Consider the following 12,934-nt stretch of genomic DNA (forward strand, 5'->3'; position numbering starts at 1 on the left):
CTGGATTCGATCAAGATTGCCGGACTGCGGGTCCTTCAGGGCTGCTACAAGGAAACCAGGCGCGCTGACGCCCTCTGGCATTGCCGGCAGATCTGCGCCCATTGGCACGCCCTTGTTATAGCCTCTGCTGGCTACATATCGGGTGTTGGCATCATTGGGATTGAAACTCCACCCACCGAAAAAGCGTACCGTGGGACGTGAGCCTGAGGTGGCGTATACTTCCTTGCGACTCATGGCGTCCCAAAGTGCCTCACGAGTATTATCTGTTGCCCAGACGGCGGCGTAGCCTGCAGCAGTGTAGTGCCAGGTATAGCGGGTCTTGCCAAAGCCTTGCTTTGAGACGTGTTCCCACCGATGTGGGCTGGGCTCCTGCACGACGTGTTTGCCAAAGAAGTTGTCCTCATCAATCGCGGTTAAGGAGTTGTGGACATCCGTACCTCCGATCATTCCGAACTTGAACGGATTGGTGCCAAGTTTTCGCTCTTGCGCGAGCCCCTGCATCAGGCCCCCTCGCAGATACATGAAGGGACGCATCTCCGCTGACTCTGGCTCGCCCTCCATGGTCAGGTTGCCATATTCCCAACCCGCTATGCCGTAGTCGGCGAACTCATCGTTGGGGGACAAGCCGGGATGAGTCTCGCTATTCCCCTTGGTCTGCATCACCTCTTGCAGCGATATATTGTCTCCTGAAACAACCTGCGACAGCATAACGTGGGCCGATGCAGCCCCGATCGAGCCCGCAAGCTCTTTTTCCAAATGCGCTATGAAATCTGGCGTTGGCTCAAACTGCGCGCGACTGCCCACTTCTCGTTTCAAATAGTCATCAAATATGGCTGTTGCGCGCTCAGCACCTAGCACACGTTGTGCCACAAAAAACAAATCATTCGCAGCCGCTGAGGAGCGCATGAACCGCGTTTCAGTACCGGGCAACCGCCGGAACGCGTCCACAAACAAAGTGCTCTGAATGCGTTCGAGTGCGGACTGGCTGGTGGAAAGCGAAACCAACACCAAAAGTCCCGCGTTGGCCAATAAGCTCCAAAAAACCGAATGCACAAGCGGATCAATACCTTCGAGCCCAAATAAGGCCTCAGGCCGCAAGAAACTGATGCCATAGGGACCATTTTCCACCCACTGGGCAACTATGCCACCCGTTTCAACAAAACTCGGCAAAAACAAAGTATAGGCCCAAACAGCAAAGCCGACGAACAGTCCCACGCCAGCGCCTTTTGACGTCGCATCGCGCCAATATAGAGCTGCAATAATTGATGGTAAGAACTGTGCCACTCCTGAAAACGAAATTAGGCCGATCCGAGCCAGCGCACCGGACCCATTTGTGAGCCAAAAATATAAAAACCCAAGTGCCAACACAGCGCAGATTGAAACGCGCCGACTATTGAGCAGCAAGTTCGTCACCCCCTGTCCATCGCCTGAATCAGCGATCCATGGCGTTCTAAGCGCAATAGGCATAACAATGTGGTTGCTGACCATTATAGAAAGCGCGATGGAAGCGATAATGATCATTGATGTGGCGGACGAAAACCCTCCAATAAAGGCAAAAAGGGCAAGCAACTCTTGGTCATGGGCCAGCGGAAGGGTCAGCACAAACATATCAGGGTCTGTCCCAGCAGGAAGCAAGTTCAACCCCACGATGGCAATAGGCAAGGTGAACACGCTCATGCCCAACAAATATAGGGGGAAAAGCCAACTGGCAGTGCGCAAATGGTTTTCGTCAGAATTTTCGACAACTGTGATCTGAAACTGTCGTGGCAAACATATGATGGCTGCAGCAGAAAGCACCAAAATTGTCACCCAGCGGGTTCCAAACCCACCGTTGTCATAAACATTGACCCCAACGCTTTCCGCCCGCGAAAAGATTTCTGAAAAGCCACCACCAATTCCAAATACAACAAAAATGCCAACAGCCATCAGTGCCACCAGTTTTACGATCGCTTCAAACGCAATGGCGGCCACTACGCCATGGTGTTGTTCTTTGGCATCCACATTCCGTGTTCCAAAAAGGATGGTAAAAAGCGCCATACCAGCGGCGACACCAAGCGCCAAACGGTTGTCGTCTGTGCGATCTCCCACACCCGCCATAATGCTGTCGGATGAGATTACCGACAAGCTAGTGGTGATCGCTTTAAGCTGCAAAGCAATGTAGGGCGTTGTGCCAATGACCGCGATCAATGTCACCAAAACCGCCAACCGGTTGCTTTTGCCAAAGCGCGATGAAATCAAATCAGCAACTGAGGTAATGCGCTGATTGCGGCCGATGCGCACCAATTTGCGCAAACCAAACCACCACCCCACAAAAACTAAGGTCGGTCCTAAGTAAATGGCGAAAAACTCAAGTCCACTTCTCGCGGCCGACCCAACAGCTCCATAAAACGTCCAGCTGGTGCAATAAACAGAAATAGCCAGCGTATAAACCAATGGCGAACGCAAAAAATGGCCCCGGTCACCCTCTGCCCAACGTTCGGAAAAATAGGCGAGTGCGAACAGCAGCACCACATAACCGACCGCAATAAGGATGACAAGATTGGCGGAAATCATAGCTTAGTTTCCGCATTTGTGTCAGCTTTTTTCACTTCAGTTTCCGCGCGTGGCAACCCGCGTGTCAGAACACAAGAAGCGACCACCAAAAACAGCCAAACAAAAAACATGTAGGCAACGATCAGTGGAAAACCAAAGACACTAACGTCCACATCAAACAGCATAACAATAGGCGGCATAACCAACATCGCCCCAACGACGGGGAGAAAAAACGCAAATCCTTCACTACGTTTACGACCGGCCATTACGCACTCAAGCGGCTGCTTGCTCCATCAGCTGGCGCACCGCTTCCACCACTTCATTGTTTGAATAGGGCTTGGTGACAAACCCATTTGCACCCAATTCTTCTGCAATCCGGCGGTCTTGCTGTTGCCCTTTCGCCGTCAACATCAATATGGGCAAATCCTTTGTACCGGGTTGCCCGCGCAAATGTTTAAGCACTTCAAACCCAGACTTCTTGGGCAGCATAACATCGAGCACCACAACTTTTGGGCGCAACTCACCAACCGCCGCAATAGCGGCATCCCCATCAGTTACCGCGCTGATGTTCCAGCCCGCCCGTTTGAGAATAAAATCCAGCGAATCAAGGATGCTTGGCTCATCCTCGACAATCAAAACGTCTACAGACACGTATATTCCTCCCGCGTGCTGAGACCGGCCCCTCTTGCCGATACCAACCGCCACACCTTATGCACTTTTATCCGTCTCGCCAACACTGAACTTTGTGTTTACAAGCGGCATACGCACCGAGTGCATCGCATCAACGCTGGCCAAAACTTCTTCTTGCCGATGCTCACAATCACGCCGAATACACATGTGACATGTTGGGCCAACCGGCACATCCAATTGTCCATCATCCAACCGCATACCCTCCCCGTAAACTGTCCTATCCGCATAAAAAATGTCACAGGCAAGCATGACAGACGTGTAAAAAGGCACCTGAGAATAAGCCGCTGCCCGTTTGGACATTGATTTCGCAAAAAACAAATACCTCGAGCCGTCGGGATAAGTAACGAGCTGACGGACAACGTCATTTGGCCGCCGAAACGCGCTATAGATTGCCCAAAGCGGACAGGCGTGACCCGCGTTTGGCAATTGGAGCCCGGGCAATGGAAACTGCTTTGTCAGCCGCCCTGCCGGGTCGGAACGCAAAAAACCAAAAGGAATACCTTCGCGCCCCGGCGCGCGCAAAGTCACCAGCCTATGCGCAACCTGTTCAAAACTGGCTGTGTATTTTTGCGCAAGATAGTCAATGTCATACTTGTGCTCCTCAGCATCCTTTAAGAAATCGTCATACGGCAAACCAATAGCGCCCGCCAAATAGGACCCAAGAGCACGATAAGCGAGCCGTTGAGAGTTTGATGAGGTTAGCCGTTTGTCTTTGGCCATTTGCTTGAGTGTGTCGACCCCTGACAATTCCGCATACAGCCGGGATAGCTGAAATTGGCGCGTGGACATGGTACAATTGCCCTGAAACCACATGCGCTTTTGGTCTTCTATATATCGGTACTGCCCCGGCGCTTCTTCGCCACCGACTTCCACTTGCCCAGCGCGCTCAACGGTCACTCCAAATTTGTGCTGTAGCGCCAAATCAAGACTGGCCTCCCCAAAACCACCAAAAGCAAGCACTTCACCCCGAAGTTCACGACCTAGTTCCTCCAGGCCACCAAAATGGTTTTTCTCGTCGATAATCAAATCGTCAACTTCTCGCATGGGCGAGACCGAATGATGCGCCACCGTTTCGCGATCAAATTCGCCAATAAGGGTTTGAGCGACATCGGATAGCGTGCGGCTGTCTCGCGACAAAGAGACATGGAACCGTTTGCGCTGATCGCTTTCTAGGTCGGGCACATCCGCCAAGATTTCTGCTGCGGACCTAACCGCTGTGATTTGGGAGAGCATCTGATGCAATAATTCAGAGAACAAAGGGTCAGACCGCAAGCGATTGGACATGGCTTTTGCTTCAGCGCGCGCGTCCAAAAATCCACGATAAATCCTAAAAAGTGCGGCCCCCGCATCTGGGTTTGTTGCCACCACGTTGCGTGCGTCGTCAGGTCCCAAATTTAACGATTCGAGCAGCGGGTCCGCAAACACTTCCTCTAGATCATTGATCAATCGCTGTTCACTGTCGCCTGTTAACAAATCCAACTCGACGTTCAAGTTTTCCGCAATTCGTTGCAACAAGATGCCACCGACATCGCGCTTATTGGCCTCAATTAGGTTCAGATAGGACGGCGAAATGCCAACCATCTTCGCAAACCCAGATTGTGAGAAATCAAGTGATTTCCTCAGGTTGCGGATTTTCAACCCTATAGGCGAGCGCATATGTTTGACCTTTTCACTCTTTTATATTTTGCCGACTTGTAAAATATTTTACAATAAGTTACAAGAAACTGTCGCGTTTTTGACAAAATTATCGTTATATTACAACGTACTATTGCTTAAGTTTTCATTTATACACTATTATTCTCGCGATGTGTAGCGTCAGTGCATTCGACGCCCATCACCCAAAAAGGAGGAGAATTTATGAGCGAACGTAAAGATGGCCCTAGCCGTCGTAAGGTTCTCAAAGGTGCCGCAGCTGGTCTTGTGACCGCAGGTGTTGCGCCAACAATTTTGACAAGCTCTGCTTTTGGCCAAGAATACCGCAACAAGCCTATGGGCGACACGGTAACTCTTGGTTTTAACGTGCCACAAACCGGCTCTTACGCCGATGAGGGTGCTGATGAGCTTCGCGCATTCCAACTTGCTGTTGAACACCTTAATGGTGAAGGCGACGGCGGGATGCTCAACACAATGCAACCCAAATCTTTGGGCGGCAATGGCGTACTAGGCAAGAAAGTTGCCTACGTTACCGGCGATACACAAACCAAATCTGACGCAGCCCGCGCATCCGCTAAACGGATGATTGAAAAAGACGGCGCACTGATGATTTCTGGTGGTTCATCTTCAGGTGTGGCTGTTGCTGTGCAGGGTTTGTGCCAAGAAATGGGCACCATCTTTATGGCTGGCTTGACCCACTCCAACGATACAACGGGTAAAGACAAGCGACGCTATGGCTTTAGGCACTTCTTTAACGCCTACATGTCTGGTGCAGCACTTGGTCCAGTGCTTGGTCAAGAATATGGTACAGACCGTCGCGCATATCACCTCACAGCTGACTATACTTGGGGTTGGACGCAAGAAGAATCCATGCGCAATGCTACTGAAGCATTGGGTTGGCAAACTGCAGAAACGGTTAAAACACCAGTGGGCGCAGGCGATTTTTCTCAGTACATCACACCGGTTCTCAATTCAGGCGCTGACGTTCTGATTTTGAACCACTATGGTCGCGACATGGTGAACTCACTAACCCAAGCAATTCAGTTTGGTCTACGTGACAAGCAAGTCAACGGCAAAGACTTCCAAATTGTTGTGCCATTGTTCTCTCGCCTTATGGCGCAGGGTGCTGGCGAAAACATTAAAGGCATTTTGGGTTCAGCAAACTGGAACTGGTCACTACAAGACGCTGGTTCACAAGCTTTTGTGAAATCATTCGGCGCCAAGTACGGCTTCCCACCATCAATGGCTGCACATACTTGTTACGTGCAAACCTTGCTTTACGCCGACGCGTGCGAGCGTGCAGGCACATTCTATCCACCAGAAGTCATTAAAGCTCTTGAGGGCTGGGATTTTGATGGAATGGGCAATGGTCCTACACACTACCGTGCAGCAGATCACCAGTGCTTTAAAGACGTATTGGTTGTGCGTGGTAACGAAAACCCAACTTCTCAATTCGATTTGCTCAATGTGGTTCAACAAACTCCACGGGCACAAGTGGAATATGATCCTGCGATCTTCGGCGGCGATCTAGGCCCATACGAAGTTAGTTGAGTTTAAACTTTGGTGCCGGGGTGGTTCACCACCCCGGCATCGGCGGTTCTAAAGAGCTATAACCGCAAGCATTTGCAGCCAACTATGCTGCTTGGGAGGAATGATGGACGCGATTTTTCTACAGTTTTTGAACGGACTGGATAAAGGCGGCGCATACGCGTTGATCGCTTTGGGGCTTACCCTTGTTTTTGGCACTTTGGGCGTTGTTAACTTTGCCCACGGTGCATTGTTTATGCTTGGTGCTTTTTGTGCCGTCACAGTGCGCAAAATTTTGACACTGGAAATGATTGCAACCGACCCCGAAAAGGTCACGGCTTGGGGCACACCGCTTGAAATTCGCACACCCTATGTTGAAGCATGGTTCGGCGATTTTGGTTCATTCATGGTGGACTATTCGGTTCCATTTTCGATATTGCTCGCGATCCCCGTCATGCTGGTCATCGGCATCGTCATGGAGCGCGGTCTGATCAAGCACTTCTATCGTCGTCCTCACGCGGAACAAATCCTTGTAACTTTCGGACTAGCGATCGTTTTGCAAGAAATCATCAAACACTACTTCGGCGCGAACCCAATTCCGCAGCCGATGCCTTCTGTCGTTGGTGGCGCCGCAGATATTGGTGCAGCAATGGGCATGGATCCGAACGTCATTGTTTATCCTTGGTGGCGTCTCATCTATTTCGCATTCTCAGTTGTTGTTATTGGCGCTGTGTTTGCCTTCCTTCAATTCACAACTTTTGGCATGGTGGTGCGCGCCGGTATGGCTGACAGAGAAACTGTTGGTTTGATTGGCATCGACATCGACAAGCGCTTTACCGCCATGTTTGGTTTAGCAGCCGTGGTCGCAGGTATGGCCGGTGTCATGTACACGCCGTTGCTTCCGCCTGATTATCACCTTGGCATGGACTTCTTGGTCCTTAGCTTTGTGGTGGTGGTTGTTGGCGGAATGGGTTCATTGCCCGGCGCCGTTGCCGCAGGCTTCCTGCTTGGCATACTCCAATCTCTCGCCTCGATGACGGAAATCAAAGCCATCATTCCAGGTATCGACCAAATCATTATCTATCTGGTCGCCGTGATTATTCTATTGGTTCGTCCACGTGGTCTTCTGGGTCGCCGTGGCGTGATGGAGAGTTAAGAACATGAACGCCCTATTCTCAATGTCACGCAAAGACGTCATTACCTTTGTATTGTTCGCTGCAGTAGTCCTGTTGATGCCGATTTGGCTTCAGCCATTTGGTGCCGCATATCCTGATTTGATGCAAAAGTTTGCGATCTTTGGCATTCTCGCCATTGGCTTCAATGTCCTGTTTGGCCTAACCGGCTACCTCAGCTTTGGCCATGCCGCATTTCTTGGTGTGGGTTCATATACTGCAGTTTGGACGTTTAAGCTGTTTTCAATGAACCCAATCCCCGCTCTTATCCTTGCGGTGGTCATTTCAGGCATATTCGCCTTGGCCATTGGATTTGTTAGCTTGCGGCGCTCTGGCATTTACTTTTCAATCTTGACCCTTGCATTTGCGCAAATGTCATACAATCTAGCCTACTCAGTGCTAACGCCAATCACCAACGGTGAAACAGGTTTGCAGCTGACCCTAGATGATCCAAGAATTGTCGACAGCGCATTTGGTGGCGTCAACGACGGCTCTCTGCCCGTGTCCAATCTGTTTGGCCTTGTGGATATGAGCGGCATCTCGGGCTTTTACTTCTGTGCGGTCTTTTTGATTATCGGCTTCTTTATCACTCAACGCATCTTCGCTTCGCCATTTGGCATGATGTTACGTGCGATCAAGTCTAACCAAACCCGCATGAACTATACGGGCTTCAACACACGTCCCTATACCCTGACAGCATTTGTGATCTCTGGCATGTTTGCCGGTCTTGCTGGCGGTCTGATGGCTGTAACGGATCCCCTTGCAGGCGCTGAGCGTATGCAATGGACCGCATCGGGCGAAATCGTACTAATGACCATTCTTGGTGGTGTTGGCACGCTCATTGGCCCCGTGGTTGGCGCTTGGTTGATCAAATATTTCGAGAACATTTTTTCCTCGTTCAACGAAAGCGTGTTGCACAATCTGTTCAGCTTCTTGCCAGACAACGTGGAAAGCTTTGTGGTTAGCGTCACCTCAATGTTTGTGGGTGAAGGCTGGCACTTAACACTTGGCTTGATCTTCGTGCTTGTCGTGACCTTCTTGCCCGGCGGCATGATGGAAGGCTTTAGGCGCATTGGTTCCCTGTTTAACCGCGATGGCGGCGACAAGGCAAAACCCGATGAACCAGCACCAGCCCCAGCACCCGCTGAATAGGTCTTGAAAGGACATTTGAAATGACGATAGAAAAAGACAATATTGTTCTTCACGTCGCTGATGTGCACAAGACCTTTGGTGGACTGCACGCCCTAAGCGATATCGATTTGCAAATCGAAGAAGGCAAAACCCACGCCATCATTGGCCCAAACGGTGCCGGCAAATCAACACTTCTCAATGTGGTGGTGGGCCGTTTGGCCCCAACCCGCGGCGCGGTGGTATTTGACGGGCAAGTTTTGACGGGTAAGCAACCACATGAGATCAACCAAGTCGGTGTGGCACGTGTGTTCCAAACACCCGAGATCTTTCCAGACCTTACAGTGATCCAAAATGTGATGGCCCCCGCCTTTGCACGGCGCGATGGCTCCTTTACGCTCAATTTCTTCAAGTCAATTGACGATGAAACTGAAATCCGTGAAGAAGCCGAGCATATGCTTGAAGATGTGGGCATGACTGCAAGCAAAGACATGCTAGCAGGCTCATTGTCACGCGGGGACAAACGTCGCATGGAGCTGGCCATGTGCCTTATCCAGCACCCGCGTTTGCTTTTGTTGGATGAGCCAACAGCTGGCATGTCACGACACGATACAAATACCACAATTGACTTGCTGAAGAAGATCAAAGAACGTGGGATGACCAAAGTCATTATCGAGCACGACATGCATGTTGTGTTTTCACTGGCTGACAAAATCTCGGTTCTGGCGGGTGGCCGCATTATCGCCGAGGGAACACCGGAGGAGGTGCGCAACAACCCGAAAGTGCAAGAAGCATATCTTGGGGGAGCTCACTAATGAACGCCATGAACACTGAAACTGACATTACAAATAGCGCAAGCGCCGCAAGCACAGAACGCCCATTTTTCCAGGTTAAAAATGTTCACGCCTATTATGGCGAAAGCTATATCGTGCAAGGTGTGTCAATGGATTTGCCCAAGGGCGAAATCATGGCACTGCTGGGGCGAAACGGCGCAGGCAAAACATCAACATTACGTTCGTTCGCCCGTACAGATGACCCGCAGCTAAAGCAGGGTGAAATTTGGCTGGATGGTCAACCATTGCACCAAATGCGTTCGCACGAAGCAGCCCTTGCCGGGCTACAACTGGTGCCAGAAGATCGGCGCATCATCCAAGGCCTAACCGTTGAAGAAAACATGACCCTTGCCCAAGTGGCACCGGGACACGGCTGGGCCATCGAACAAGTTTACGAGCGTTTCCCACGCCTCGCTGAACGCCGCAACCAAGAAGGCGTGACCCTTTCTGGTGGCGAACAGCAAATGCTGGCCATTGGCCGTGCATTGGTACGGGATGTCAAACTCTTGCTATTGGACGAACCTTATGAAGGTTTGGCACCAGTGATTGTGCAAGAGATTGAAAAGATCCTGCAAGAAATCAAGCTTCTTGGGATCACGACCATTATCGTTGAGCAAAACGCGGTTGCCGCGCTTCGTCTCGCCGATAGGGCGGTTATTCTTGATACTGGTGAGGTGGCCTTTACCGGCACCGCACAAGAGGTCTTGGATAATGAAGAACTTCGTCACGAGTATCTCGCGATTTAGTTCATAGCAAAGATTGGGGGCGCAAGCCTCCAAGAGACCGGGCACGGTAGGGACCGGCCATTTAACATTGAAGGTTTCAAAAAGGGTTCGCCGGCTGGCAATGCTGTTGGCGGACAAGAGGAGAGCTATGTCCGGGAAAATCTATCCAGTCCCTTCAGATTGGGCAACCAACGCGCTAATTGACGCGGACACATATCAAGAGATGTATCATCGGTCTGTCAAAGATCCCGATGGATTTTGGGCAGAACAAGCAAAACGCTTGGATTGGATCAAAGAGCCAACCATCATCAAAAACACCAGTTTCGACCCTGTGTCGATCAAATGGTTCGAAGATGGAGTGCTGAACGTTGCCTACAATTGTATCGACCGACATTTGGAAGAAAATGGTGATCGCGTGGCGTTCCATTGGGAGCCAGATCATCCAGATCAACCCGGGCAAACAATCACCTATAACCAGCTGCACGAGCGGGTTTCTCGGTTTTCAAATGTGCTCAAATCTTTGGGCGTCAAAAAGGGCGACCGGGTCACCATCTATCTGCCCATGATCCCAGAAATCACCTATGCCATGCTTGCCTGCGCGCGCATTGGGGCCGCTCACTCAGTCGTTTTTGCGGGCTTCTCGCCTGAAGCGCTTGCGGGCCGGATCAATGATTGCGACAGTACCGTTGTGATCACCGCCGACGAAGGACGCCGTGGTGGCAAAACCGTTCCACTAAAGAAAAATGTCGACGACGCCATGCCGCACGCTTTGGGTGTCGAAAAAGTATTGGTGGTTGAGCACACTGGCGCAAACATCACCATGAAGGGTGGGCGCGACGTCTGGTGGCATGAAGCAGCAGCTGGGGTTGATGAGTTCTGCGAATGCGAACCTATGAACGCAGAAGATCCTTTGTTCATCCTTTATACGTCTGGTTCAACCGGGCAACCAAAAGGCGTGGTCCACACATCTGGCGGTTACCTCACTTATATCAACTTCGCTCACCGCGCCGTCTTCAACTATGAAGAAGGCGATATCTTCTGGTGCGGCGCTGATTTGGGCTGGATCACTGGGCACAGTTTCACCCTATACGCACCGCTTTCAAATGGTGCCACATCGGTGATGTTTGAAGGTGTACCAAACTTCCCAGATGCTTCGCGTTTCTGGCAAATCATCGACAAATATCAGGTCAATCAGTTCTACACCGCCCCAACTGCCATTCGCGCATTGATGGGCGCAGGTGATGAATTTGTCACCAAAACCAGCCGCTCTTCGCTCAAGCTTTTGGGCACGGCTGGAGAACCGATCAACCCAGAAGCATGGGAATGGTACTACCACGTTGTGGGCGAAGCCCGTTGCCCGATTGTTGATACATGGTGGCAAACAGAAACCGGTGGTTGCATGTTGACCCCACTGCCCGGCGCGCATGCGCTTAAGCCTGGGGCCGCCACAGCGCCTTTCTTTGGCATCAAACCTCAACTTGTTGACAATGAAGGCAATGTGCTTGAAGGCGCAGCCGAAGGCAATTTGTGCATTTTGGATAGTTGGCCCGCACAAGCGCGCACCATCTATGGCGATCATCAACGGTTCGTGGACACCTATTTCACCACCTATAAGGGGAAATATTTCACCTCCGACGGCTGCAAACGCGACGAAGATGGCGCTTACTGGATCACTGGACGCGTCGATGACGTGTTGAACGTGTCTGGCCACCGCATGGGCACCGCTGAAGTGGAAAGCGCATTGGTGGCACACGACAAAGTGTCAGAAGCCGCTGTGGTTGGCTATCCCCATGACATCAAGGGCCAAGGCATTTATGTCTATGTCACCCTTATGGCAGGCAATGAGCCGAGCGACGAGCTTTATAAAGAACTGCGCGCGTGGGTGCGCAAGGAAATTGGGCCGATTGCAACACCGGATTTGCTCCAATTTGCACCGGACCTGCCCAAAACCCGTTCGGGCAAAATCATGCGACGCATCTTACGTAAGATTGCCGAGGATGAATTCTCCAACTTAGGCGACATCTCCACGCTTGCTGACCCTTCAGTGGTCGAAAAGCTGATCGAGAACCGCCAAAACAGATCGACTTAGACCCGTCCCCACAACCTCTAAGTCGTAATTCGGGGTGTCCTTTTTCAAAGGGCACCCCTAATTTCTTTCCGATCCAACCCCTGTTGCATTTACACCGCACCGCTTATTGAAACAGCCCGAGCGCCAATCAACACAGTTGAGTTTGCTATCTGCATGATGCACCTTTTGCGTCCCTCCAAGGACAATAAAGTTTGTATCATGTCTTCAGATCAAAAATCTGCATCACTGCTCAAACACCCAGATTTTCTAAGACTCTGGGCGGCCCAAATTGGCAGCGCATTTGGGTCGCGCATTACCCGAACCGTATTGCCGATGATCGCCATTTTGACGATCAACGCCACACCAAACGAAATCGCCATATTGTCTGCATTGAGCTTCGCGCCAGGATTGATTGTCGCGTTTTTGGCGGGCGGTTATATTGATCGCAACAAACGCCGCCCGCTCCTTATTGCGACGGATCTCATCCGTGCAGCATTGATCTTCAGCGTCCCGATAGCCGCCTATTTCTCGTCTATGTCGATGATGCAACTCTATGTTGTTGCCGGGTTGGTTGGCGCTGCGACCTCGGGTTTTCAAAGTGCGGCG

At 51.2% G+C, this 12,934-nt stretch carries 10 protein-coding genes and 1 pseudogene; 7 read left to right on the top strand and 4 right to left on the bottom strand.

The annotated features are described in order from the left end of the window. The 4 genes from Q0231_RS09280 to Q0231_RS09295 form a co-directional block, all read right to left on the bottom strand. The coding region (locus Q0231_RS09280; protein WP_299347313.1) for a DUF3604 domain-containing protein at positions 1 to 2,553 on the bottom strand (2,553 nt) is incomplete at its 3' end. After that, the gene (locus Q0231_RS09285) at positions 2,550 to 2,798 is read right to left on the bottom strand and encodes a hypothetical protein (RefSeq protein WP_299347315.1); all 249 of its coding nucleotides are present in this window, start codon (positions 2,796 to 2,798) and stop codon (positions 2,550 to 2,552) included. The genes Q0231_RS09285 and Q0231_RS09280, both read right to left, overlap by 4 nt. Positions 2,799 to 2,805: 7 nt before the next feature. Beyond that, positions 2,806 to 3,183 (bottom strand): response regulator transcription factor, encoded by a 378-nt coding sequence (locus Q0231_RS09290; RefSeq protein WP_269394709.1) that lies wholly within the window; start codon positions 3,181 to 3,183, stop codon positions 2,806 to 2,808. A gap of 57 nt (positions 3,184 to 3,240) precedes the next feature. Continuing rightward, the gene (locus tag Q0231_RS09295; RefSeq protein WP_299347317.1) at positions 3,241 to 4,878 is read right to left on the bottom strand and encodes a short-chain fatty acyl-CoA regulator family protein; all 1,638 of its coding nucleotides are present in this window, start codon (positions 4,876 to 4,878) and stop codon (positions 3,241 to 3,243) included. Positions 4,879 to 5,079: 201 nt separating this feature from the next. Between Q0231_RS09295 and Q0231_RS09300 the strand changes: the two genes are divergently transcribed. The 7 genes and pseudogenes from Q0231_RS09300 to Q0231_RS09330 all read left to right on the top strand — a co-directional run. Beyond that, positions 5,080 to 6,426 carry a substrate-binding protein gene (locus Q0231_RS09300; RefSeq protein WP_269394707.1) on the top strand — a complete coding sequence of 449 codons (1,347 nt, stop codon included), beginning with the start codon at positions 5,080 to 5,082 and terminating at the stop codon, positions 6,424 to 6,426. 103 nt (positions 6,427 to 6,529) lie between these two features. After that, positions 6,530 to 7,558, top strand: a complete 1,029-nt coding sequence (locus Q0231_RS09305; RefSeq protein WP_269394706.1) for a branched-chain amino acid ABC transporter permease — start codon at positions 6,530 to 6,532, stop codon at positions 7,556 to 7,558. A 4-nt stretch (positions 7,559 to 7,562) separates the two neighbouring features. Next, positions 7,563 to 8,726, top strand: coding sequence for a branched-chain amino acid ABC transporter permease (locus Q0231_RS09310; RefSeq protein WP_269394705.1), 1,164 nt, complete (start codon positions 7,563 to 7,565; stop codon positions 8,724 to 8,726). A 20-nt stretch (positions 8,727 to 8,746) separates the two neighbouring features. Next, positions 8,747 to 9,517 (top strand): ABC transporter ATP-binding protein, encoded by a 771-nt coding sequence (locus Q0231_RS09315; protein ID WP_299347318.1) that lies wholly within the window; start codon positions 8,747 to 8,749, stop codon positions 9,515 to 9,517. Continuing rightward, complete coding sequence (locus Q0231_RS09320) at positions 9,517 to 10,281, top strand: ABC transporter ATP-binding protein (RefSeq protein ID WP_269394703.1); 765 nt, start codon at positions 9,517 to 9,519, stop codon at positions 10,279 to 10,281. Before Q0231_RS09315 ends, Q0231_RS09320 begins: the two co-directional genes overlap by 1 nt. Positions 10,282 to 10,408: 127 nt before the next feature. Further along, a complete protein-coding gene (gene acs, locus Q0231_RS09325) occupies positions 10,409 to 12,349 on the top strand; it encodes an acetate--CoA ligase (protein WP_299347319.1) in 1,941 nt (646 codons plus the stop codon). Between the two features lie 198 nt (positions 12,350 to 12,547). Beyond that, positions 12,548 to 12,934: pseudogene (locus tag Q0231_RS09330) on the top strand (MFS transporter); the annotation flags it as partial.

Origin of the sequence: uncultured Maritalea sp., from assembly GCF_937139385.1 — a bacterium.
GTDB classification, from domain to species: domain Bacteria; phylum Pseudomonadota; class Alphaproteobacteria; order Rhizobiales; family Devosiaceae; genus Maritalea; species Maritalea porphyrae_A.

Coding starts and splice junctions, on each gene's coding strand:
- Q0231_RS09320 (WP_269394703.1), top strand. CDS start 9,517: ATGAACGCCATGAACACTGAAACTGACATTACAAATAGCGCAAGCGCC.
- Q0231_RS09295 (WP_299347317.1), bottom strand. CDS start 4,878: ATGCGCTCGCCTATAGGGTTGAAAATCCGCAACCTGAGGAAATCACTT.
- Q0231_RS09285 (WP_299347315.1), bottom strand. CDS start 2,798: ATGGCCGGTCGTAAACGTAGTGAAGGATTTGCGTTTTTTCTCCCCGTC.
- Q0231_RS09305 (WP_269394706.1), top strand. CDS start 6,530: ATGGACGCGATTTTTCTACAGTTTTTGAACGGACTGGATAAAGGCGGC.
- Q0231_RS09300 (WP_269394707.1), top strand. CDS start 5,080: ATGAGCGAACGTAAAGATGGCCCTAGCCGTCGTAAGGTTCTCAAAGGT.
- Q0231_RS09310 (WP_269394705.1), top strand. CDS start 7,563: ATGAACGCCCTATTCTCAATGTCACGCAAAGACGTCATTACCTTTGTA.
- Q0231_RS09315 (WP_299347318.1), top strand. CDS start 8,747: ATGACGATAGAAAAAGACAATATTGTTCTTCACGTCGCTGATGTGCAC.
- acs (WP_299347319.1), top strand. CDS start 10,409: ATGTCCGGGAAAATCTATCCAGTCCCTTCAGATTGGGCAACCAACGCG.